Source organism: Nocardia sp. NPDC058176 (assembly GCF_042883805.1).
GTDB lineage: Bacteria > Actinomycetota > Actinomycetes > Mycobacteriales > Mycobacteriaceae > Nocardia.
On the sequence record NZ_JBHVVA010000002.1, the window covers coordinates 1014073 to 1034453 of the forward strand.

At 69.5% G+C, this 20381-nt stretch carries 24 protein-coding genes; 13 read left to right on the forward strand and 11 right to left on the reverse strand.

Features of this window, described 5'->3' with window-relative positions:
- Window positions 1-369 precede the first annotated feature (369 nt).
- Window positions 370-831 carry a hypothetical protein gene (locus ACFVVM_RS17220; RefSeq protein WP_387618723.1) on the forward strand — a complete coding sequence of 154 codons (462 nt, stop codon included), beginning with the start codon at window positions 370-372 and terminating at the stop codon, window positions 829-831.
- A 42-nt stretch (window positions 832-873) separates the two neighbouring features.
- On the opposite strand, the gene ACFVVM_RS17225 is transcribed toward ACFVVM_RS17220, so the two are convergent.
- The 4 genes from ACFVVM_RS17225 to ACFVVM_RS17240 are packed head-to-tail and all read right to left on the reverse strand — an operon-like array spanning window position 874 to window position 4664.
- Entirely contained in the window at window positions 874-1533 is a 660-nt protein-coding gene (locus tag ACFVVM_RS17225) for a DUF1707 domain-containing protein (RefSeq protein WP_387618726.1), read from the reverse strand.
- Between the two features lie 49 nt (window positions 1534-1582).
- Complete coding sequence (locus ACFVVM_RS17230; RefSeq protein ID WP_387618728.1) at window positions 1583-2239, reverse strand: response regulator; 657 nt, start codon at window positions 2237-2239, stop codon at window positions 1583-1585.
- Window positions 2240-2254: 15 nt separating this feature from the next.
- Complete coding sequence (gene macS / locus ACFVVM_RS17235; protein ID WP_387618730.1) at window positions 2255-3433, reverse strand: MacS family sensor histidine kinase; 1179 nt, start codon at window positions 3431-3433, stop codon at window positions 2255-2257.
- On the reverse strand, window positions 3414-4664 hold the full coding sequence (locus tag ACFVVM_RS17240; protein WP_387618733.1) for an AI-2E family transporter: 1251 nt from the start codon (window positions 4662-4664) through the stop codon (window positions 3414-3416). Before ACFVVM_RS17240 ends, macS begins: the two co-directional genes overlap by 20 nt.
- A 39-nt stretch (window positions 4665-4703) precedes the next feature.
- Here ACFVVM_RS17240 and ACFVVM_RS17245 point away from each other — a divergent pair, with 39 nt between their 5' ends.
- Both ACFVVM_RS17245 and ACFVVM_RS17250 read left to right on the forward strand, forming a co-directional pair.
- Window positions 4704-6257 carry an adenylate/guanylate cyclase domain-containing protein gene (locus tag ACFVVM_RS17245; protein ID WP_387618735.1) on the forward strand — a complete coding sequence of 518 codons (1554 nt, stop codon included), beginning with the start codon at window positions 4704-4706 and terminating at the stop codon, window positions 6255-6257.
- Window positions 6258-6261: 4 nt separating this feature from the next.
- Window positions 6262-7338, forward strand: coding sequence for a YbhN family protein (locus tag ACFVVM_RS17250; RefSeq protein ID WP_387618737.1), 1077 nt, complete (start codon window positions 6262-6264; stop codon window positions 7336-7338).
- A 1-nt stretch (window position 7339) separates the two neighbouring features.
- Here the strand turns inward: ACFVVM_RS17250 and ACFVVM_RS17255 are convergent, their stop codons facing one another.
- Both ACFVVM_RS17255 and ACFVVM_RS17260 read right to left on the reverse strand, forming a co-directional pair.
- Window positions 7340-7699, reverse strand: coding sequence for a DUF3054 domain-containing protein (locus ACFVVM_RS17255; protein WP_387618739.1), 360 nt, complete (start codon window positions 7697-7699; stop codon window positions 7340-7342).
- A gap of 48 nt (window positions 7700-7747) precedes the next feature.
- Window positions 7748-9301 (reverse strand): NTF2-like N-terminal transpeptidase domain-containing protein, encoded by a 1554-nt coding sequence (locus tag ACFVVM_RS17260; protein ID WP_387618742.1) that lies wholly within the window; start codon window positions 9299-9301, stop codon window positions 7748-7750.
- A gap of 522 nt (window positions 9302-9823) precedes the next feature.
- On the opposite strand from ACFVVM_RS17260, the gene ACFVVM_RS17265 reads away from it, so the two are divergent.
- Complete coding sequence (locus tag ACFVVM_RS17265; RefSeq protein ID WP_387618744.1) at window positions 9824-10399, forward strand: hypothetical protein; 576 nt, start codon at window positions 9824-9826, stop codon at window positions 10397-10399.
- A 15-nt stretch (window positions 10400-10414) separates the two neighbouring features.
- The gene (gene aroQ, locus ACFVVM_RS17270; protein ID WP_387618747.1) at window positions 10415-10867 is read left to right on the forward strand and encodes a type II 3-dehydroquinate dehydratase; all 453 of its coding nucleotides are present in this window, start codon (window positions 10415-10417) and stop codon (window positions 10865-10867) included.
- On the opposite strand, the gene ACFVVM_RS17275 is transcribed toward aroQ, so the two are convergent.
- Complete coding sequence (locus ACFVVM_RS17275) at window positions 10864-11310, reverse strand: nitroreductase family deazaflavin-dependent oxidoreductase (protein WP_387618749.1); 447 nt, start codon at window positions 11308-11310, stop codon at window positions 10864-10866. The two genes, aroQ and ACFVVM_RS17275, sit on opposite strands and share 4 nt — an antisense overlap.
- 181 nt (window positions 11311-11491) lie before the next feature.
- Between ACFVVM_RS17275 and ACFVVM_RS17280 the strand changes: the two genes are divergently transcribed.
- The 3 genes from ACFVVM_RS17280 to ACFVVM_RS17290 are packed head-to-tail and all read left to right on the forward strand — an operon-like array spanning window position 11492 to window position 13486.
- Window positions 11492-12421: an ABC transporter ATP-binding protein gene (locus tag ACFVVM_RS17280; RefSeq protein WP_387618752.1), complete on the forward strand. Its 930-nt coding sequence runs from the start codon at window positions 11492-11494 to the stop codon at window positions 12419-12421.
- Window positions 12418-13260 (forward strand): ABC transporter permease, encoded by an 843-nt coding sequence (locus tag ACFVVM_RS17285; RefSeq protein WP_387618754.1) that lies wholly within the window; start codon window positions 12418-12420, stop codon window positions 13258-13260. Before ACFVVM_RS17280 ends, ACFVVM_RS17285 begins: the two co-directional genes overlap by 4 nt.
- Window positions 13250-13486, forward strand: a complete 237-nt coding sequence (locus ACFVVM_RS17290; RefSeq protein WP_189034374.1) for a helix-turn-helix transcriptional regulator — start codon at window positions 13250-13252, stop codon at window positions 13484-13486. The genes ACFVVM_RS17285 and ACFVVM_RS17290 overlap by 11 nt, the downstream gene beginning before the upstream one ends.
- 49 nt (window positions 13487-13535) lie before the next feature.
- On the opposite strand, the gene ACFVVM_RS17295 is transcribed toward ACFVVM_RS17290, so the two are convergent.
- Together ACFVVM_RS17295 and ACFVVM_RS17300 are read right to left on the reverse strand one after the other, a co-directional pair.
- Window positions 13536-14405, reverse strand: coding sequence for an NAD(P)-dependent oxidoreductase (locus tag ACFVVM_RS17295; protein ID WP_387618757.1), 870 nt, complete (start codon window positions 14403-14405; stop codon window positions 13536-13538).
- A gap of 5 nt (window positions 14406-14410) precedes the next feature.
- Complete coding sequence (locus ACFVVM_RS17300; RefSeq protein ID WP_387619257.1) at window positions 14411-15316, reverse strand: NAD(P)-dependent oxidoreductase; 906 nt, start codon at window positions 15314-15316, stop codon at window positions 14411-14413.
- Window positions 15317-15430: 114 nt separating this feature from the next.
- On the opposite strand from ACFVVM_RS17300, the gene ACFVVM_RS17305 reads away from it, so the two are divergent.
- On the forward strand, window positions 15431-15802 hold the full coding sequence (locus ACFVVM_RS17305) for a winged helix-turn-helix transcriptional regulator (RefSeq protein ID WP_387618760.1): 372 nt from the start codon (window positions 15431-15433) through the stop codon (window positions 15800-15802).
- Here the strand turns inward: ACFVVM_RS17305 and ACFVVM_RS17310 are convergent, their stop codons facing one another.
- Window positions 15803-16939: a glycerate kinase gene (locus tag ACFVVM_RS17310; RefSeq protein WP_387618763.1), complete on the reverse strand. Its 1137-nt coding sequence runs from the start codon at window positions 16937-16939 to the stop codon at window positions 15803-15805.
- 335 nt (window positions 16940-17274) lie between these two features.
- On the opposite strand from ACFVVM_RS17310, the gene ACFVVM_RS17315 reads away from it, so the two are divergent.
- Window positions 17275-17586: a GNAT family N-acetyltransferase gene (locus tag ACFVVM_RS17315; RefSeq protein WP_387618766.1), complete on the forward strand. Its 312-nt coding sequence runs from the start codon at window positions 17275-17277 to the stop codon at window positions 17584-17586.
- On the opposite strand, the gene ACFVVM_RS17320 is transcribed toward ACFVVM_RS17315, so the two are convergent.
- Window positions 17580-18341, reverse strand: coding sequence for a lysophospholipid acyltransferase family protein (locus ACFVVM_RS17320; protein WP_387618769.1), 762 nt, complete (start codon window positions 18339-18341; stop codon window positions 17580-17582). The genes ACFVVM_RS17315 and ACFVVM_RS17320 overlap by 7 nt on opposite strands.
- A gap of 106 nt (window positions 18342-18447) precedes the next feature.
- On the opposite strand from ACFVVM_RS17320, the gene ACFVVM_RS17325 reads away from it, so the two are divergent.
- The 3 genes from ACFVVM_RS17325 (at window position 18448) to ACFVVM_RS17335 (ending at window position 20357) form a co-directional block, all read left to right on the forward strand.
- Window positions 18448-19086 carry a YqgE/AlgH family protein gene (locus ACFVVM_RS17325; protein WP_387618771.1) on the forward strand — a complete coding sequence of 213 codons (639 nt, stop codon included), beginning with the start codon at window positions 18448-18450 and terminating at the stop codon, window positions 19084-19086.
- Between the two features lie 66 nt (window positions 19087-19152).
- Window positions 19153-19662 carry a sigma-70 family RNA polymerase sigma factor gene (locus ACFVVM_RS17330; protein ID WP_387618774.1) on the forward strand — a complete coding sequence of 170 codons (510 nt, stop codon included), beginning with the start codon at window positions 19153-19155 and terminating at the stop codon, window positions 19660-19662.
- Entirely contained in the window at window positions 19659-20357 is a 699-nt protein-coding gene (locus ACFVVM_RS17335) for a zf-HC2 domain-containing protein (protein ID WP_387618777.1), read from the forward strand. Before ACFVVM_RS17330 ends, ACFVVM_RS17335 begins: the two co-directional genes overlap by 4 nt.
- Window positions 20358-20381: the final 24 nt, after the last annotated feature.

A 20381-nucleotide genomic window follows, 5' to 3' on the forward strand; every position in this document is an offset into this window, starting at 1 on the left:
GCCATGCGGTGCACCCTGCGCCACGGCGGCCTGCGACATCGGTTCGCCGCGCACCCCAGGCGCCTGCTGCGCTCCGCTACCTCCGACAGCCTGCGCGAGGTTTCCTTCCTCCTGCGTAACACCCTTTGCCCCAGCAGCTTCCGAGGTACTTGCGCCTCGGCTCGGCTGCCAACCCTCTTGCGGTGCACCCTGCGCCACAGCAGCATCACTGCCGGTCGGCAGCACCTGCTGCCCGCCGCTGGCCGGCGCAGACGGCGGAGCCTCGCGGTCGCTCGGCGTAACACCCTGCGCCCCAGCATCTTGCGGTGCACCCACAGCAGACTCACTCGACGCCGAGACATCCGACGGGCTCGCGTTCCGAGCCGGGGCATGTCGGCCGTCGTCATCACCGATTGTCGAATCTTGGTGCACACCAACGTCACTCAATGCACTCGACTCACTCGAGACCTGCGCGGAAGACTCATCAGCGGCACTGCCCGAGGCGGATCCCGCAGCTCCCTGCGCCGCACCGCTCGGTTCGACACCCCCGTCGACACGAATATCGCCATCCTCGCGAACACCGCCCTGCTCGGCAACGGACCCCGCTCGCAGGAACGGCGCCCGCAGCTCGGCGACACTGCGGGCGCGCAAGGCCGGTGGTGCGGTCGACTCGGCGCGCCCCTGCACATCGGCGAGCAACTGCGCGCGCAGGAGGTCCAGGTCGCCGCCCAGTCGGCCCATGCGGGTGCCGAGGTCGGTGAACTCGCCGGAGAGGCGGGCGACGAGGGCGGGATCGATGGCTGTACTCATGCCCTTATCGTCGCCTGGATGCGCTGTCCATGGGATGAGTAGAAACCCCCGGCAGGGCTACCTGGTTCTACCCGATCTCGCGGGTCAGGAGTTGAGGAACCTGCGCCACTGGACCATCAGCGGGTACTTCGCGGTGACGGAGCCGAAGCGGACGCGCCCGTGCACCACCAGGTGCAGGGGGCCGATCGGCGGGCCGGTGCGGACCTTGTTGTTGGCGCTGGAGCCGACCAGGTCGAGACCGTTGAGGTCGACCGTGGCGGCCGAGGGGACGAGCAGGGTGAGGCTGGTGCAGTAGTCGTCCATCCGGATCTCGACGATCTGGGTCTGCATCACCGCCTCGGTGAAATCCAGCGTGACACTGGACATCAGGTTGTTGAGGTGCAGGACCGGCGGCACCTGCCACGGACCGCGGCGGTTCACCCCGGACAGGCGACTGCGGATCAGCCCCGGCGTCGAACCACCGGGCGGAGCCGGGCGCGGCATGGCGGCCGGTTGGGGCGTGCCCGCCACGCGCATCCCGGGCAGGTCGACCAGCACGGCGTTGAGTTCGCCGCGGGTCTTGGCGCCGAGCGCGGTGTCCATGCGCTCGGTGAACTCGCCGAGCGAGAGCATGCCGAGGCCGACGGCGCGTTGCAGCAACTGGCCGACGTGCTCACGTTCGGCGTCGGACACGCGCAGTTCCCGGTCGGCGACAGGACCGGAGGTCGTCGCGCCGGGTACGTAGAGGGATTCGGGACCGCCCATGTCATCGAGGGTAGCCAGCGCGACCGTCCCCGCGCATCAGGGCAAACCCCTATTCGAGACCCTGTTCTATGGCGTAGCGGGTGAGCTCCACCCGGTTGGCCAGCTGCAGTTTGCGCAGCGTGGCCTGCACATGGTTCTCCACCGTGCGATGCGACAGGCTCAGCCGCGAGGCGATCTGCTTGGCCGACAGCCCCTTGGCGACCATCCGCAGCACCTCGGTCTCCCGCTCGGTCAGCGAGGGCCGGTGCGGCTGATCATCGGCGACGGGCGCGGTGGCCATCCGCCGGTATTCACCGAGGACCAGACCGGCCAGGCCGGGCGTGAACACCGGCTGACCGGCCGCGGTCGCCCGCACGGCCTCGATCAGCTCGCTCACCGAGGCGCTCTTCACCAGGTATCCGCTGGCACCGGCCTTGATCGCGTCGAGCACGTCATCGCGTTCGGCCGAGGCCGACAGCACGAGCACCCGGCTGTGCGGTGAGACCCGCAGCACCTCGGCGGTGGCGGCGGCCCCGTTGCCGTCGGTGAGCTGCATGTCCATCAGCACCACATCGGGTTGCACAGCGGCGGCACGCCGGGTGGCGGTGCCGACCCCGTCGGCGGTGGCGGGCACGGCGAAACCTGCCTCGGTGAGATCGCGCGAGACGCCTTCGCGCCACATCGGGTGATCGTCGACCACCATCACCGTGATCACGTCCTCGGGCATCGTCGCTCCTGCCTCTCAGCGCGCCGGGTGGCGCGGGATCCGGAATTCCCATTCGGTGCCGAAGTCCTCGCCCTCGGTGAGCAGCTCCGCGTCGCCACCGAGCGCACCGATCCGCCCGACGATGGACCGCGAAACCCCCATCCGCCCTTCGGCTTCGGCGGCGGCGAGGCGACCGGCCGGAATCCCGACCCCGTCGTCGCGCACGCTCACCACCAGCATGTCACCGGTGTCCTCCAGCAGCACATACGCTTTCGCGTCCGCCCCCGCGTGCAGCTCGACATTCGACAGCGCGGTCGCCACCGCGGCGGCGATCTCGTGCGCGGCGCCGCGCCCGATGAGCACCGGCTCACCGGGCGTCGCCACCGACACCTTCGGCGTGGCCAGGGTGGTCAGCGCGGGCCGCAGATCCACCTCGGCGGCACCGGAATCCGGTCGCTCGCCCTGCTCGGACAGCAGCACCCGCAGCGCCACCTCCTGCTCCCCGGCCCGCTGCGCGAGTTCGGCCGCGGGACCACCGATCTCGTCGCCGCGGCGCTTGATGTAGGCGAGCACCTGCAGCACCCCGTCGTGCACCTCGCGCGCGAGCCGTTCGCGTTCCTGCGCGGCGGCGGTGATCCGCAGCGCCCGTTCGAGCTGGCCCTGGGCCCGGCGCGCGGTGTTGGCGGCCAGCCCGAGGGCCAAACCGACCGAGACGAGCACCGGCGCGGTGGCATCGCCCCACACGTCCTGTCCCCATTGCTCGCGCACCGTCACCACCACCGCCGACATCCCGAGCCCGGCGAGAACACCGGCCACCGGACCGCGCAGGATGGCCATCGAGATCACCGAGTTCGCGATCCACAGCGTCGTCGGCAGGGTCTGATGTCCGTGGTACCAGTCGTAATCGGCGACCAGCCGGGTCGAGGCGATCAGCGCGACGGTCACCACCTGATCGCCGAACACCACCCAGCCGCGAATCCGCCCGGTGGCCTCGGGGAAGTACCACTGCGAGAGCAGCAGGGCCGAACTGCCCGACCAGATCGCCATCAGCGCGATCAGCATCCAGCTCAGTCGCGGGTGTTCGTAATAGGACACCGACGCGATCTGCTGGCCGATCGCGTACAGCAGCGTGACCAGCCGAAACGCCTGGGCGGCCCGCCACAGGGGCGCGGTCGCCGCGTCGGCCGAACTCAGCTCAGCTGTGTGGGTCCGCATCGCCGGACTCGGGCTCGGTCTTGGATTCTTCCTTGCGCAGCACGCGCCCGATGTCGAAGCGGCCCGGCTCGGGTTTGTCCGGCTCCGCGGCGAAGAGTCTTCGGTCCTCACCACCGGCGAGATCGCTGTAGACCTCCTCCGGGCTGTCGGCGAGCAGATACCGGATCGCGGTATTGCACACCGCGATCAGCGGCACCGCGAGCAGCGCGCCCGCGATCCCGCCGACCACCAGGCCCGCGGTGATCGCCAGCACCACGGCCAGCGGATGGATGCTCACGGCCCGGCCCAGCAGCAAGGGCTGCAGCACATGGCCTTCCAGCTGCATCACCGCGATGATGATGCCGAGCACGATCAGCGCGGTCACCAGCCCCTTGGTGACCAGGGCGATGAACACCGCGACGAACCCGGCGAAGAACGCGCCGATGATCGGGATGAACGCGCTGATGAACACCAGCGAGGCCAGCGGCAAGGCCAGCGGAACGTGCAGGATCGCCAGTCCGGCGCCGATCCCGATCGCGTCGACCCCCGCGACCACGACGGTGGCGCGCACGAACCCGACCAGCGTCCCGAACCCCAGTTCACCGGCGGTGCGCACCTTCTCCCGGTGCGCGGTGGGGATGATCCGGGTGACGAAGGTCCAGATCTGATCGCCGCCGTAGAGGAAGAAGATCAGGATGAACAGGATCAGGAACGCGCCGGCCACGATGTGACCGATGGCGGTCGCGGTGGTCAGCGCGCCGCTGGTGAGACTGTCCTGGTTGTCCTGCAGGGTGCGCACGATGGTGTCGCCCGCGTTGCGGATCTGCTCGTCGCTCAGGTGCGGCGGGCCGTTGATCAGCCAGTCCTGCACCTTGTGCACGCTGTCGGTGACCTCGTTGGTCAGCGCGGGAATGCCGTCGACGAACTGTTCGACGACGAAGGTCAGCACCCCGGCGAGCAACCCGATCGAGCCGACCAGCGCGACGAACACGCCGAGCCCGCGCGGAATCCCCACCCGCTGCAGCCAATCGACCAGGGGCGCGAGCAGCGCGGCCGCGAGCAGCGCGATCGCCAGCGGAATGACCACGGTGGCGAACCGCTGGACCAGCATCCCCACCGCGAGCACCGCCGCGAAGATGATCAGCAGCCGCCAGCTCCAGGCGGCGGCTTTACGGACCAGGGGATGCACGGCCTCGGCGTCGGAACGCCACGGCCCGGACTCCGGCCCGGAAATTACCTTCTGGTCGGTCACTTCAGAGAGCCTATCGGTCACAACGCTAGATTGGTGGTCGTGTCGGCGCCCCTGGAAGCGGTCAAACAGACCATGCGAACGCGCTGGCCGCTGTATCTGACCTCGATACTGCTGGCCAACGCCTTCGGCGCGGTGCTGGTGTGGGCGTTCATCCAATACGGCCTGCCCGTACCCGAGGGCGACCCCGGCGGCGTGCGCCGGATCGGGCTGCTCGCGCCGCTGCTGGTCTTCGGTGTGGCCGCGGTGCTCAGTATCTTCGCCGCCACGCTGATGTTGCGCCCGGTGATGCGCTGGCAGATGCGCGGCGGACCGCCGAGCAGGCAGGAACAGATGGCGGCGCTGCACGTGCCGCTGCGCCAGTCCATCGTGCACCTGGTGCTGTGGATCATCGGCGGTGCCGTGCTCGCCGCGCTGATCATCGCCGAATCGCCCGAACTGGCAGGCGCGGTGATCGTCACCGAGTGTATGGCCGCCACCATCGTGTTCGGCTTCACCTACATGCTCGGCGAGCGCATCCTGCGCCCGGTCGCCGCCGAGGCGCTGACCGAGGGCACCTTCGACCACACCCTCACCCCCGGCGTCGGCACCAGAATGGCGATGACCTGGGGCATGGGCACCTTCGCGCCGACCATCGCGATCGTGCTGCTGTGCGTCACCCAGATCTCCTCCGATGTGAAGTTCTCGGCGGAATCGCTGGCCATCTCGATCCTGCTGCTGTGCGGCGTGGTGATCCTGCAGGCGCTGGCGCTGTCGATGCTCACCGGATCGTCGATCTCCGACCCGGTGCGGCAGCTGTCCCAGGCCATCAACCGGGTGCAGGCGGGCGCGCGCGATGTGCAGGTCGAGGTCTACGACGGCAGTGAGATCGGGCTGCTGCAGGTGGGCTTCAACCGGATGATGGAAGAGGCGGCCAAGCGGCGGCAACTGCAGGAGCTGTTCGGCCAGCACGTGGGCGAGGACGTAGCCCAGCGCGCGCTCGACTACGGCACCGAACTCGGTGGCGAGACCCGGTTCGTGGCGGTGCTGTTCGTCGACATGGTCGGCTCGACCGCCGCGGCCGCCGAGCGCCCGCCGACCGAGGTCGTCAGCCTGCTCAACGAGTTCTTCCGGGTGGTGGTCGACGTGATCGACCGCCACCACGGCTTCGTCAACAAGTTCGTCGGCGATGCCGCGCTCGCCATCTTCGGCGCGCCGCTGGACCGCCCCGACGCGCCGAGCGCCGCGCTGGCCGCGGCCCGCGATCTGCGCGCAGCGCTGCGCGAGGTGACCAGCCTCGATGTCGGCATCGGCGTGTCGGCGGGCCTGGCCGTCGCCGGAAACATCGGCGCCGCGAACCGATTCGAATACACCGTGATCGGTGACCCCGTCAACGAGGCGTCCCGGCTCACCGAACTGGCCAAAGATCAACCCGGCCGCGTCCTCGCTTCGGGCAGCGCGCTGTACTTCGCCGACGAAAGCGAGCAAGACCATTGGGAGACCGGCGACGAGGTCCAGCTGCGTGGCAGACGCAGAAAAACCCGGCTGGCCTGGCCGAAGCCGGCAACCGCCGCGCCCGGCGAGGAGCTGGGAGAACAGTTGCGTTCGTTAGGCTGAGACCGTGACGGCCGACGGCGACCTAGCAGGTGAGCATGCCCCGGCCGAGCGCCGCCGCCGGTTCTGGTGGGTGAAATGGGTGCTCGGCGCGGTGCTGCTCGCCCTGCTCATCGGCGAGGGCATCTACCTGTGGCCGCGCCTGCACGAATCCTGGCGCACGCTGACCGAGATCCACTGGGGCTGGCTGGTGCTGTGCATCTTCCTGCAGGCGGTCTCGATGAGCGGCTTCGGCCGGGTGCAGAAGCAGCTGCTGCACGCGGGCGGGGTGGATGTCAGCCAGGGCAAGTCGGTGTCGGTGGTCTACGGCGCCACGGCGATGTCGCTGACGCTGCCCGCCGGTCAGGTCTTCTCCACCGCCTTCACCTACCGCCAGACCCGGCGCTGGGGCGCGAGCCCGATCGTGGCGTCGTGGCAGCTGGTCTTCTCCGGCGTGGTCGCCGCCGCCGGACTCGCGCTGCTCGGGATCGCCGGTGCCGCGCTGGTCGGCAGGGGAATCGGGGTCAAGCTCATCGCCACGGTGGTGCTGCTGGCCGCGGTGCTGATCGCGGGCAACTACCTCGCCCGGCATCCGGGTGCCTTGGAGGCGATCCTGCGGCGGGTGCTCGCGGTGGTCAACCGGCTCCGCAAGAAGTCGGCCGATCACGGCATCGCCAAGCTGGCCGAGATCAGGGCCCAGCTGGAATCGGTCGACCTGGGCAAGCGCGACGGCGCGCTGGTCGGGGTCTGGGCCCTGATGCACCGTTTCGCCGACGTGGCCTGTCTGGGCGCCGCCTGCTACGCGATCGGTGCCGATCCCAAGCTGTCCGGCCTGCTCATCGCCTTCGCGGCGGGCAAGGCGGTGGGGTCGATCCCGTTCGCGCCGGGCGGCATCGTCTACGTGGACGCCACCCTGATCTACGGCCTCACCGCGGCCGCGGGCCTGCCCGCCGCGCAGGCGGTCGCCGCCGCGTTCATCTACCGGCTGGTCAGCTTCATCCTGGTCGCCATCGTCGGCTGGATCGTCATCGCGTTCCTGTTCCGCACACCCCAGGACGACGACGCGGAATACGAACAGGAGTTCAAACAGCAGCGCCGGATCTGAGTCAGCTGCGCAGTGCGCTGACCGCCGCGCGCCAGCCGAGCAGGAACAGCGCGAGCACACTGGCCGCCACGATCACGAAACTCACCGCGACACCCTGACCACTCACCGCGCGCAGGACCATGCCGCCGACGAGCGTGCCGAGCCAGATCAGGATGCCGCTCGGCCACAGGGTCGTCGCGTCGAAGCGGGCGTTGCGCGCGGCGGCCATGGCCAGCGCCCAGCCAGCGAGCAAACCGATCCCGAAGGGCCACACCGTCTTCACCAGCCCGGCCAGCACCGCCTCGTCGTGACTACGCCTGCCGATCGCGCAGAAAACGATCACCAACAGGGCATCAAGAGCGAACGGCGCGAATCTCTTCACCCGAGCAGGGTAACCGGTCAAGATCGACATCCCGACCGCACGCGCGGGTCACGGTTCCGGCGTGGCCAGCGATTTCAGCATGACGGCGGCCAGGCGGGAGGTGGCGTCGCGGCTGTCGACGTCGGCGATGTGGACCGCGAAGACCAGGTCGCCCATGGTGGCGAGCAGCCAGCCGTCGGCGCCGCCGGTGGCCGCGAAGGCGGTGACATCGCGGAACCCGCGCAGCGCGGCGGTTTCCGGCTTGCCGATGCCCTCGTGCATGAGGCCGCGCAGCCGGTCGACCGCGGCCTGCGGCAACTCGGGCACCGGGGTCTCGCTGACGCTCGGCTTGCCCGTTTCGATCATCGGCGGCACCACCGACCCGCGCGAGATCGCGGCCGCGGCGATCGCCATCCCGAAGGGACTGGCCAGCACCGCGTCGGCCCCGGCGCCCTGGCGCACCTGCTCGGTGCTGCGGCCGGGCACGCTGATCCGGCCGGTCACCTCGTCGAGGCCGGGGACCTTGAAGTCGACACCGACCCCGAGCGCGGTCGCGGCCTCGGCCACCTCCTGCTCGGAGATCTCCTGCGGCGGCTTGTTCTCGGTCGCGGCGGCGACCGCGCGGAACAGCTCCATGGTGCCGCCCGCCGGGAACAGGCCGGTGAACGCGATCGGCCCCTTCTGGGTGGCGTAGGTGTTCTGCGCGACCGCGACGACCGCGCCCGTCGAGGGCTGGATCGCCACGACCGAGGCCGGGGTGCCGGCGCTGACCACCGCGTCCTCGGCGGCACGCTGCAGCCGCTGGTCCATGGTCGCGGAGATGTCGGGTCCGGCCGGACCCTGGTATCCGGCGATCTGTTCGACGAACCGGCCGTCGGCTTCGAAGATCTGCACGCCCCAGCCCGCGCTGGCCGCCAGGTTGTCCTTCCAGACCTCGCGCAGCGCGTCGAGCATCGGTGACCAGGTGCGCCGGTCGGCCGAGATCAGCCGCGGCTCCTTCTCCATCACCACGCCGGGCACCTTGGCCATCCGCGGTTCCAGGATCGCGAAATCGCCGTCGCGCAGGTTCACCGCGATCACCGGCTTGCCCTCCGCCGCGGCCAGCTGCTGCATCAGCGAGGGGCCGGTGATCAGCGGCGCGACCGGTTCGATGGCGTCGGCCAGCGCGTTCGTCGAGGCCACCAGGTCACCGGTGCGGGCGGGATCGATCTTGATGACATTGATCGTCTGCTCGGTCATCAGCGGATCACCGGCCAGGTCGGTGACCTTGGGCGGCGGCTTGGCGGTGGTGCGCACGAGCTTGACGGTGCGGTTGTCCTTCAGCTGCGGCATGACCACGTCCGGGTCCCAGGAGATCCGCCAGCCGATGGCGAGCTTGCGGACGGTGCCCTGCAGTGTGTAGGACCAGTCCTTGTTCTCGCCGAAGTTCCAGGCGACGTCGAGGCTGAAGATGGCCGACTGCGGATCGAGGTCGATGACCTGGCTCGGCTCGTAGTCGACCGTGCCGGACTCCAGCCCCTCGAACATTTGCTTGATGGTTGCGGAGGCGGCCGCGGGATAGGAGGTCAGGTCCGCCGCTTTGGCGTAGTCCTGATCATCGAGCAGGTCGGTGAACCGCTGCACCACCGATTCCGACTCACTCGGCGCACCCCCCACTCCGCACGAGCACAACGTGAACGCGAGGGCCGCAGCCCCCACGATCGCCATTGCGCCCCGTACGCGAAAGCGGCGGGATCCCCACACATCCATATCGCCCACTCTTCACTCTTGCCACTCCAGTAACAAATCCACCGTACCGGAAGTTGACCCGTCTCCGATGCCCCGGCAAACGGGACGCTTTCCGACCTCAGCACCTCGATTGTGCCCGAAATCTCCCCTCGATGAGGGGATGATTTCCAACCTCGCCCAGCCAGTGGCAACTACTGGCTCACCAACGGTACCGGCGGACCCATCGAGTTGTGCGGATCCCGCATTGTCCGGGCGATTCAACGCGAGGGTACCCAGGGCCACCGACACCCAACCCCCGAACGCGAGCATGCCGGCCCGCCCGGGACCCTGTTCTCGCAGAGCGGAAACCGGCACGCGAGTATCGGCGTAATCTTGTAATCACCGCAACAGGCGCAACTCGGATAGCAGGTGATCTCCATGCGGAACGCTCATCGCGAACGCGGATTCGGCCGACCGGGAGGCTGGCAGCAAGCCGACCTTCCCGACCCCGCCGACGCCCCCGACTGGTTCGCCGGACGATTGCCGACCGACTGGTTCACCGGCCCGCCGGAGATCGAGATCGATCGCGACGAGATCGTCGTGGTCGGCGAACTCCCGCCGCCGAAGTCCGGCGAGGCCGACGCGCCGCCCGCCTCGACCGCCACCAAGGAGGGCGCGCTCGCCCGCTTCCGCGAGTCGACCCGCGCGGCCCGCATGCAGATCGCCGACGAGGCCCAGCGGCGTTACGGCCGCAGCGTCGCCTGGGGCGTCCGCCTCGACGGCGAGCGAATCCTGTTCACCCACCTCGCCGTTCCGGTGATGACCCGCCTGCGCCAGCCCGAACGCCAGGTCCTCGACACCCTCATCGACGCGGGCGTGGCCCGCTCCCGCGCCGACGCGCTGGCCTGGACGGTGAAACTGGCGGGCAAGCACGCCGAGAGCTGGCTGGCCGAACTGCGCGAAGCCATGCGCAAGGTCGACGACCTGCGTTCGGAGGGCCCGACCGGGCTGTGAATTAAGGTGGCTTGCATGGCAGATACCGCCGCGCAGGCCACCGGTCCGATCCTCGTGCTGAACGGACCGAACCTGAACATGCTCGGCACCCGCCAGCCCGAGATCTACGGTGCCGACACCCTCGACGACGTCGTGGCACTGTGCGAGCGCACCGCGAAGCGGTACGGCCGCGAGGTCGTCGCGTTCCAGTCCAATCACGAAGGCGCGCTGATCGACCGGATCCACGAGGCCAGGGGTGTGGTGTCGGCGATCGTGATCAATCCGGGCGGGCTGACCCACACCTCCGTCGCGTTGCGTGACGCGCTGGTGATTCCCGAGGTGCCGATCGTCGAGGTGCACATCAGCAATGTGCATGCGCGCGAGGAGTTCCGGCACCACTCCTTCGTGTCCCCGATCGCGACCGCGGTCATCGCCGGGCTCGGCATCAAGGGCTACGCGGCCGCGATCGAGTATCTGCTCGGCGACTAGGCGAGGCGGAAGACCGGGAATCCCGGTGCGATGGCGGCGAGTTCGTCATCGGTGGCGTCCTTGGTGATGCCTTCGAAGAACTTGCCGACCTCCCAGCCCCACTTCTCCAGGTAGAGGCGCAGCAGCGGCACCTTGTCGGCGTCGGCGACCTCGGTGGCGGTGAACGTCTCGGTCTTGCGGCCGAGACGCAGTTCGCCCGCGCCCGCCGCGCGCAGATTGCGCACCCACTGGGTGTGCCCGCGGGGCGCGACCAGGTAGCGCTCGCCGTCAGCGGCGGTCATCACGTTGACCAGGGTGGTGCGCCACTCCCCGCTCTTGCGGCCGCGCACGGCCAGCAGGCGCCCACCGGCCACATTGATGCCCAGCTTCGGCACCAGGTTGAAGACCTTGTTCATGATCGGCTCGATGCCGGTGGGGACGAGGTAGCGGGTGGCGTTGTCCATGCTGATCACTCCTGAACCGTGAGCACTGCTCTCTGTTGAGTACAAGCATGCGACCGGCGCGGCCGTTTGTCAAGAGCAGTGCTCTCACTTTCCGAAACGTCCGATCCTCGCGACCGCATTGACGCGATGATATGTAGTACATATGCTACATATCATCGAAGGTCGATGACTGGGAGGACTCATGACTTCGAGCAACAACGTCGTTCTCGACGTAGAGCGATTGCGGATGCGGTACGACGAGACCGATGTCCTGCACGACGTGACATTTCAGGCCAAACGCGGGGAAGTACTCGTCATGCTCGGGCCCAACGGCGCGGGCAAGACCACCACGATCGAGATCCTCGAGGGGTTCCGCAGGAGGTCGGCCGGCCGGGTCGACGTGCTGGGGGCCGATCCCGAACACGGTGACGAGCAGTGGCGCGCCCGCATCGGCGTGGTCCTGCAATCCTGGCGTGACCACGCCAAATGGCGGGTGCGCGAACTGCTCACCCATCTCGGCGCGTTCTACGCGCCCTACGCCACACCCGGCGTGCCACGGCCGTGGGACCCCGACGAACTCATCGAACTGGTCGGGCTCACCGAACACGCGGGCGCCAAGATCGCCACGCTCTCCGGTGGCCAGCGACGCAGGCTCGATGTGGCGATCGGCGTCGTCGGCAGGCCCGACCTGCTGTTCATGGACGAGCCGACCGCGGGCTTCGATCCCGCCGCCCGGCGCGACTTCCACGATCTGGTGCACCGCCTGGCCGATCTGGAGGACACCACCGTGCTGCTCACGACGCACGACCTGGACGAGGCCGAGAAGCTCGCCGACCGGATCCTGATCCTGGCCGGTGGCCGCATCATCGCCGACGGCTCCCCCGACGAACTGTCCCGCTCCATCGCGGGCGAGGCCCAGGTCAGCTGGACCGCCGACGGTCAGCGGTTCGTGCACACCACCACCGAGTCGACCAAGTTCGTGCACGAGCTGTTCAAACAGCACGGTGACGGGATCGGCGATCTCGAGGTGCGCCGCGCCTCGCTCGAGGACACCTACATGACCCTGGTCCGGCGGGCCGAATCCGGTGCGGATGACCTCGCCGTCCACAGCCTCACGGAGGTCACCCGATGAACACCACCGCCCTGCGCGCCGGACTCGCCCGCGGCGTGATCGAACTGCGCCAGGCCTACACCAACGCGCCCGATCTGATCGGGCAGTTCGTCACGCCGGCCATCACGCTCGGCGTGCTGTTCCTGCTGCGCGACAAGACCTACGGCGAGACCGGCATGTCCGTGGCCGAGCTGGCCGTGCCCGGTCTGCTCGGGAGCATCATCGCCTTCAACGGCATGTACGCGCTGCTCAACGTGCTGGTCCTCGACCGCGAGGACGGCACCCTGTTGCGTGCGAAGGCCGTGCCGGGCGGCATGCTCGGCTACTTCACCGGCAAGATCGTGGCCACCGCGGGCTCGGTGATCGCCCAGGTGGTTATCGTGCTCGGTGTGAGCATGGTGATCATCGGCGGGACCTCGCTGTCCGGGCTGGGCGCGGTGCTGACGTTCGTGTGGGTGGTCGCGCTCGGCCTGCTGGCCTCGCTGCCGATCGGCGCGATCCTGGGCAGCGCGCTCGACACCCGCACGGCGTTCCTGCTGACCATGCCGCTGATGGGCCTGATCGCCATCTCCGGCATCTTCTATCCGATCACCGCCCTGCCCGGCTGGCTGCAGGCGATCGGCCAGGTGTTCCCGATGTACTGGCTCGGCCTCGGTATGCGCTCGGCGCTGCTGCCCGCCGATACGGTCGTCATCGAGCTGGGCGAGTCCTGGCGACACGGGGAAACCATCGCGGTACTCGGCGTCTGGGCGGTGGTCGGCCTGGTCCTCGCCCCGATCGTGTTGCGGCGCATGGCGAGTCGTGAGTCCGGATCGGCGATGGCGCAGCGCCGGGAAAAGGCGATGCAGCGTGCCTTCTGAGGTCATCTACAACCGCATCGCGATGCTGCGCGCCGAGCGTGGCATCTCGCGGCGGGACCTGGCCGAGGCGCTCGGCGTGCACTACCAGACCGTCGGCTATCTCGAACGGGGCGAATACAGTCCCAGCCTGCATCTGGCCCTGCGGATCGCGGCCTACTTCGAGGTGGCGGTTGAGGTGGTGTTCTCCACCGAACCGTTCCCTCGCCTCGGCGCCGAGACCGCGTGAACGCCGAACCGTTCGGCACCTCAGGGTGCCGGACGGTTCCGTGCGTGAATCACGCTGTGCCACGGACCAATTGGAAGGTCGACACCGGCACGCCGGACTCCGCACCGGCCGCGATCGCCCGCCGCCAGTACGACGAAACCGCCTCGGCCAGTTCGACATCGACACCGACTGCCGCCCCGGTCGCCACCACATGGCGCGCCCCGGCATCCATCATTCGCAGATACCCCGGATCACCCAGCCCACCCGCCGCGGCCATACCCGCCCAGGCCGCGTACAGGTCGGTGACCGTGCCGAGCGAGCGCTGCGCGTAGGGCAGGAACCGGTCGATCTCGGAACCGGAGCGGTCGATGATCGCCATCGCCTGTTCGTAGCCGAGCAGCAGCGGCAGGAACAGGGCGAGCATCGCCTGGTAGTAGACCTGGGCCAAGCCGTCGTCGGCGCCCAGGTACTCCGGCGCCGCCAGCGGACTCAGCAGCCCCAGGTGCGCGTCGAACACCTCGCGCGGACCGCTGTAGAAGATGTAGGCGTCCGGCCCGGCCAGCTCTTCCGGCTGGCCCATCACCCCACCGGCGAGGAATTCGCCGCCGTGCGCGCGCACCCATTCGGCCCCGCGCCGGGTCTGCTCCGGTGAGTCCGAGGACAGGTTGACCACGACCTTGCCGGTCAATCCATCGGCGACCGGACCGAGGACCTCGTACATGGCCTCGTAGTGGGTCAGGCTGAGCACGATCACCTCGGCCGCGGCCACCGCCGCGCCCACCGAATCCGCACGGCGGGCACCGATTTCGGCCATGCGGTCGGACTTCTCGGCGGTGCGATTCCAAACGGTGACCGCGATGTCGGCGTCGAGGTAGGCGCGCACCATCGCCTGGCCCATCGGGCCGAGGCCGAGGACGGTCACCGTCGCCCGCTCCGGCATCGGACTCACTCCCCCTTGATCAGTTCGAAGGTCGAGACCGGCTTGCCCGCGGCCTCGCTGGCGGCGATGGCCTTGCGCCAGTAGGACTGGGCCAGGTGGGAGAACCCGGCGTCGACACCGACTTCCTCGCTGGCGTCGATGATGTGCTGCGCGCCGGCGTCCATCATCTTCAGGGTGGCCAGGTCGGCCCAGCCGCCGTTCTGGTTGGCGACGGAGAACTCCTGCATGAAGTAGGGATAGGCCTCGCTCGAGCGCACCGCGAACGGGACGAACTGGGCGATGTCGTGGCCGGAGCGGGCGATCATCGCGGTGGCCTGGTCGAAGGCGATCAGCCACGGGTGGAAGGTCGTGAGCAGCGCCTGGTAGAAGATCTGGGCGAGGCCGTCGTCGGTGCCGAGGTACTCCTGCGGGCTGAGCGGGCGCAGCAGTTCGGCGTGCGCGTCGAACACCTCCTGCGGGCCGCTGTAGAAGATGTAGGACGCGGGGTGCTCGATGTTCTCCCCCGCCGACATCACACCACCGGAGAGGAACTGCGCGCCACGCTCGCGCACCCAGGCCGCGCCGGCCCGTGCCTTCTCCGGCGAATCGGAGGACATGTTGACGATCACCTTGTCCGCCAACGCTTCCGGTGCCTGGCCGAGCACGTCGTACATGGCGGCGTAGTGCGTCAGGCTCAGCACCGACACCTCGTTGGCCGACAGCGCCTCGGCGACGGTCTCGGCGCGCTTGGCGCCGAGTTCGACCATGGCGTCGACCTTGGCGGTGCTGCGGTTCCACACCGTCACCTCGACACCGGCCGCGAGGAAGGCGCGCACCATGGCCTGCCCGATCGGGCCGAGGCCGAGGACGGAAACGGAGCGGTTGTTGTTCTGCTCGGACATCTGATGCCCCTTCGATTCTCGATACTGGATGGTTCGGCGCCGAAATCCATGGTGGTCGGCGCGGGTATCGTCGGGGAAGACCGAACGTCGGAGTGTGGTTGCTTACCTCGAGGTTCGAAATGCGGTCAGAGAGGTGCACCGGAGATGAACAGTGACGTAGCTCACGACCCATGCGGCATGAGCCTGGCCATCGACGTGGTGGGCGGCAAGTGGAAATTGCACCTGATGTGGGTGCTCGGCGAGGGCCCGCAGCGCTTCGGGCAGATCCGGCGCATGCTCGACGGGGTGAGCGAGAAGGTGCTCACCGAGAACCTGCGGCAGCTGGAGAGCTCCGGGGTGGTGCACCGCGAGATCTATCCCGAGATCCCGCCGCGCGTCGAATACTCGCTGACCCCGCTCGGCGACACCCTGCGCGTCGCGCTGGAACCGCTGGAGCGGTGGGGCGAAACGCACCGCACCGAGTTGAGCGCGAAGTCCCTGCCTGCCGAGGTCGTCGCCACCCGGGTCGCGCTGTAGCTAGAGGTGCCGGGCGGCGATGCGCTCGCCGATGCGTTCCAGCAGGCCCGATGCCGCCGCCATCGAGCGCGCCGGATCGGCTTCGAGCGCGCTGAGCGGATAACACCCGGCGAATCCGGCCGCCCGAATCTCTCCCGGCGACAACAGGGTTCGGCCCACCGCCGCGACCACGGGCACCCCGGCCGCCTTGGCCGCCGCGGCGACCCCGACCGGGGCCTTGCCGTGCATGCTCTGGTGATCCAGTGACCCCTCCCCGGTGACGACCAGCGTCGCCCCCTGCACCAGCGCGGGGAATTCCAGCAGTTCGAGCACCACATCGATGCCGCTGCGCACCTGCGCGCCGAGCACCGCCAGCGCACCGAACCCGGTGCCGCCCGCCGCGCCCGCACCACCGATCTCGGCGTATCCGGTGCCCAGGATTGCGGCCCAATTCGACAGCGCCGCTTCCAATTCCGCCATCTGCCGCGCGTTGGCGCCCTTCTGCGCCGCGTACACCGCGACCGCGCCCGCCGGACCGAGCAGCGGATTGTCCACATCGCAGGCCAGCGTGAACCGCGCCTGCGTGACGGCGGGGTCGAGCCCGGCCCGGTCGACCGAGCACACCTGCCGCAGCAGCGAACCGACATCGCCGGAACCGTTCGCCCCGGCGGTCAGCTCGCGGCCCGCCCGGTCGAGCAGCCGCAGGCCGAGCGCCCGCAGCAGACCGGAACCACCGTCGGTGGAGGCGCTGCCACCCAGCCCGAGGACGATCTCGCGCGCACCGTTGTCGAGCGCGTGCGCGACCACCACACCCAGCCCGTAGGTGTTGGCCCCGAGCGGGTCGAGCCTGCCGCCGGGCAGCTTCACCAGCCCGACCGCCGAGGCCAATTCGACGACCGCGGTGTCACCGTGCACGGCGTATACCGCGGTGGACGACTCGCCGGTCGGCCCCGGCGCGGCGACTTCGACACGCCGCCACCCCGCGGCCGCGAAAGCGTCGACCATGCCGTCACCGCCGTCGGCCACGGGCACGCACCGCACGTCCGCGGCGGGTGCGCCACGGCGTATTCCGGTGGCCAGCGCCGCCGCGACCTCGGGCGCGGCGAGCGAACCCTTGAACTTGTCGGGGGCGAGCACCACGCGCGGTCGGACGGTCATCCCGACATTCTCCGGGCTCGAATCGAAACCCGCCACCAAACAAATATCCATACCCACCCAGAGCACCCACCACACCCCGACCCGAGAAGGGGCCCGTTCCGTGCGCCCCCCGACGCACCCCGCACGCCCCGACCCCGAGGAGGGGCCCGTTCCGTGCGCCCCTGACGCACCCCGCACGCCCCGACCCCGAGGAGGGGCCCGTCCGCGGCCCGGCCCGGCGGTCAGGTGCCGCGGCGTAGGCGACGAAGGAGCAAGCCGCGGTACCTGAACCCCCGGCCCTCCAGGGGCCGCGGACACCCCCCGCCCGCCGCGCGAATGGTGCTAGCGTCGGGATCATGGCGACCGAGGTCCGCAAGAATGCCGCGCTGGAGCGGTTCGAACTCACCGCCGACGGGGCTCCCGCCGGATACATCGAGTACCAGGACACCGGGGACGAGCGCGGCCTCGTGCACACCGAGATCTATCCCAGGTTCGAGGGCAGGGGTCTGGCGAACGTGCTGATCCAGGCGGCGATGGACGCCAGCCGCACCGAGGGGTTCAGCGTGTTGCCGCTGTGCCCGGTGGTGCTGCACTTCGTCAACACCCATCCCGAGTACATCTCGCTGGTGCCGCAGCGTTCGCGGGCGATGTTCGGCCTGCCTCAGTAGTGCGCGACGGCCCCGTCGACGGCGTGTTGCAGTTCCTCCTTGGCGAGCCGCGCGATGTCGGCGGGCCGCTGCGGTAGTTCCAGCACCGGCGCGCGGAAGTAGAACGCGGCCGACACCACGTCCTCGGCGGTCGGTTCGACCGTGGGATCCGGTCGCGGACCGTAGCTCATGGCGAGGGCGACCAGCGCGGGCGGCGCACCCAGTTTGGCCGCGCGGAACGCGATGTGGCCGATGCCGCTGCCGACCGCCTGCACCGTCGCCGGGTCGACGTCGTTGCACGTGCCCTCGGGGAAGACCGCGAGGTGATCACCGTTGGCCAGGCGCTGCGCGGACACGTCCATCATCCGCTGACCAGCGGCGTTGACAGCCCGGATGCCGTGGTCCTTGCCGCGGAACACCGGGATCCCGCCCATCATGTCGACCTTGCGGCGCTGCTCGGGATCGAGGAAAAGCTCGTCCTTGGCCAGCACCCGCACCCGGCCGATCTTCGCGCGCAGCGGCGAGCGCCAGGCGGTGGCGGCGACGGTGTACGGGTCGCTGGTGGAGAGGTGGTTGATCGCGTAAACCACGGGGCGCCCGCTTTTGACTAGCGCCTTCAACTGCTGTTGGGCACCCTCGGCGAAACTCACCCGTGGGCGGAAGCGCCGGGCGAGCACCGCGTAGGCGGCCAGCGCCTTCCACCGGTTCTGCTGATGCCGCAGGTAGTAGTCGTACACAGCATCGTTGTCGTCGAGCAGGACTTCGGGCGAGTGCATAGCGCGACCCTACCGGTCGCCGATCCACCCCTGGTGACGAGAAATTTTCCGGTACTTGGTCGTCTGCGACGAGCGCATGACACCGGTCCAATGCGATGATGGCTCAGTGGCACGCGGAGACGACCCGGACGAGCGCCGGACTCGCGACGGGCACGGCGACGACCGGCGCCGCGGCCAGCCCGCGGCGGGCGTCCGCGCGGGCAATCTGCTGGTGTCGGCGATCGACCTGGTCGAGCCGACATTCCGGCGGACCGTCGTGTACGTGATCGAGCACAACGACGCCGGCAGTCTCGGCGTGGTGCTCAACCGGCCGAGCGAGACCCCGGTGGTCGACGTGCTGCCCGCGTGGGCCGAGCTGGCCGCCAGCCCGTCCGATCTCTACATCGGCGGCCCGGTGAAACGGGACGCGGCCCTGTGCCTCGGCACGCTGCGCACCGGTGCCGACATCAGCGACGTGCGTGGTCTGCGCCGGGTCGACGGGCGGGTGGTGCTGGTGGATCTGGACGCCGATCCGGCCGAGATCGGCCCGCTGGTGGAGCGGATCAGGATCTTCGCCGGGTACGCGGGCTGGTCGATGGGCCAGCTCGACGGCGAGCTCGACAACGACGACTGGATCGTGGTCTCGGCGCTGCCCTCGGACCCGATCGCCACCGACCGTCACGACCTGTGGTCGGGCGTGCTGCGCCGCCAGCCGCTGCCGCTCGCGCTGCTGGCGACCCACCCGATTGAACTCGAACGCAACTGATCCCGTTACTCCTTCGACCGAGTAGGAGTGACCATGTATTCCGACGAGCAGTGAGCGCGACCGCCGATGGACGACGGTCGCGACGAACTGATGCGCGCGCTCTACGCCGAGCACGCGCCCGCACTGTGGCGCTTCACTCTCGGCCTGGTGCGCGATCCCGGCCGGGCCGAGGACATCGTGCAGGAGACGCTGCTGCGCGCCTGGCAGCGCCCCGCCGTGCTGGAGCAGACCGACACCTCCCCGCGCGCCTGGTTGTTCACCGTGGCCCGGCATCTCGCCGTCGACGAGCACCGCAGCGCCCGCCATCGCCGCGAGTTCGGCACCGACACCCCGCCCGAGCAGGTGAGCCCCGACCAGTCGGACCGGGCGCTCGACGGCTGGCTGGTCGCCGACGCGCTCAGCACGCTGAGCCCGGATCATCGTGACGTGATCGTGCGCGCCTACTATCGCGGCCTCGGCATGCAGCAGATCGCCGACGAACTCGGCATTCCGCCGGGCACGGTGAAGTCGCGCCTGCACTACGGCATGCGGGCGATGCGGCTGGCACTACAGGAGATGGGGGTGACGAACCGATGAACGATCGCGCCGATGAATACAGCACCTGGGACGCCGCCTACGTTCTCGGTTCGCTGGGCGCCGCCGAGCGGCGTGAATACGAGGCGCATCTGATCGACTGCCCGCACTGCGGCGAGGCGGTGGCCGAGCTGGCCGCGATGCCGGGCATGCTCGCCCTGGTCGACCGTGACACCGCGCTGTCGATGATCGAGCCCCCCGCCGACGCGCCGCCGCCGATGCCGGATCTGATTCCGTCGCTGGCCGCGGCGGCCCAGCGACGACAGCAGCGGCGCCGGTGGCTCGGGATCGGCAGTGCGGTGGCCGCCGCGGCCGCCGCGGTGGCGATCGCGATTCCGATCACCGTCACGGTGGCGCGCTCGGATGCGTCGACCGAGCAGATCGTCGCCCAGCAGGAGATGCGCGCGGTCGAGCAGACGCCGATCAGCGCGCAGGTGAAACTGGTCCGCGACGGCGAGCGCACGCGTCTGGTGATGACCTGCCGTTACCCACCCAGCGATGTCGGTTCGAGCTACGTCTGGACCTACGGCCTGGTCGTGACCTCGGGCGAGCAGCGGATCGAGCTCGACCAGTGGCCAGCGGGGCCCGGCACCGAACTCACCGTCGACCGCACGATCGACGCGCCACCGGAGTCGATCAGCAGCGTGGAGATCACCTCGGTGGACTCGGGTCGCACGGTCCTGGTGGCCCAGGTCTGAACACGCGTCGAGCGGTCCCGGTGC

Coding starts and splice junctions, on each gene's coding strand:
- ACFVVM_RS17220 (WP_387618723.1), top strand. CDS start 370: ATGTCGGCCGTCGTCATCACCGATTGTCGAATCTTGGTGCACACCAAC.
- ACFVVM_RS17225 (WP_387618726.1), bottom strand. CDS start 1,533: ATGGGCGGTCCCGAATCCCTCTACGTACCCGGCGCGACGACCTCCGGT.
- ACFVVM_RS17230 (WP_387618728.1), bottom strand. CDS start 2,239: ATGCCCGAGGACGTGATCACGGTGATGGTGGTCGACGATCACCCGATG.
- macS (WP_387618730.1), bottom strand. CDS start 3,433: ATGCGGACCCACACAGCTGAGCTGAGTTCGGCCGACGCGGCGACCGCG.
- ACFVVM_RS17265 (WP_387618744.1), top strand. CDS start 9,824: ATGCGGAACGCTCATCGCGAACGCGGATTCGGCCGACCGGGAGGCTGG.
- aroQ (WP_387618747.1), top strand. CDS start 10,415: ATGGCAGATACCGCCGCGCAGGCCACCGGTCCGATCCTCGTGCTGAAC.
- ACFVVM_RS17275 (WP_387618749.1), bottom strand. CDS start 11,310: ATGGACAACGCCACCCGCTACCTCGTCCCCACCGGCATCGAGCCGATC.
- ACFVVM_RS17280 (WP_387618752.1), top strand. CDS start 11,492: ATGACTTCGAGCAACAACGTCGTTCTCGACGTAGAGCGATTGCGGATG.
- ACFVVM_RS17285 (WP_387618754.1), top strand. CDS start 12,418: ATGAACACCACCGCCCTGCGCGCCGGACTCGCCCGCGGCGTGATCGAA.
- ACFVVM_RS17295 (WP_387618757.1), bottom strand. CDS start 14,405: ATGCCGGAGCGGGCGACGGTGACCGTCCTCGGCCTCGGCCCGATGGGC.
- ACFVVM_RS17305 (WP_387618760.1), top strand. CDS start 15,431: ATGAACAGTGACGTAGCTCACGACCCATGCGGCATGAGCCTGGCCATC.
- ACFVVM_RS17310 (WP_387618763.1), bottom strand. CDS start 16,939: ATGACCGTCCGACCGCGCGTGGTGCTCGCCCCCGACAAGTTCAAGGGT.
- ACFVVM_RS17315 (WP_387618766.1), top strand. CDS start 17,275: ATGGCGACCGAGGTCCGCAAGAATGCCGCGCTGGAGCGGTTCGAACTC.
- ACFVVM_RS17320 (WP_387618769.1), bottom strand. CDS start 18,341: ATGCACTCGCCCGAAGTCCTGCTCGACGACAACGATGCTGTGTACGAC.
- ACFVVM_RS17330 (WP_387618774.1), top strand. CDS start 19,153: ATGGACGACGGTCGCGACGAACTGATGCGCGCGCTCTACGCCGAGCAC.
- ACFVVM_RS17335 (WP_387618777.1), top strand. CDS start 19,659: ATGAACGATCGCGCCGATGAATACAGCACCTGGGACGCCGCCTACGTT.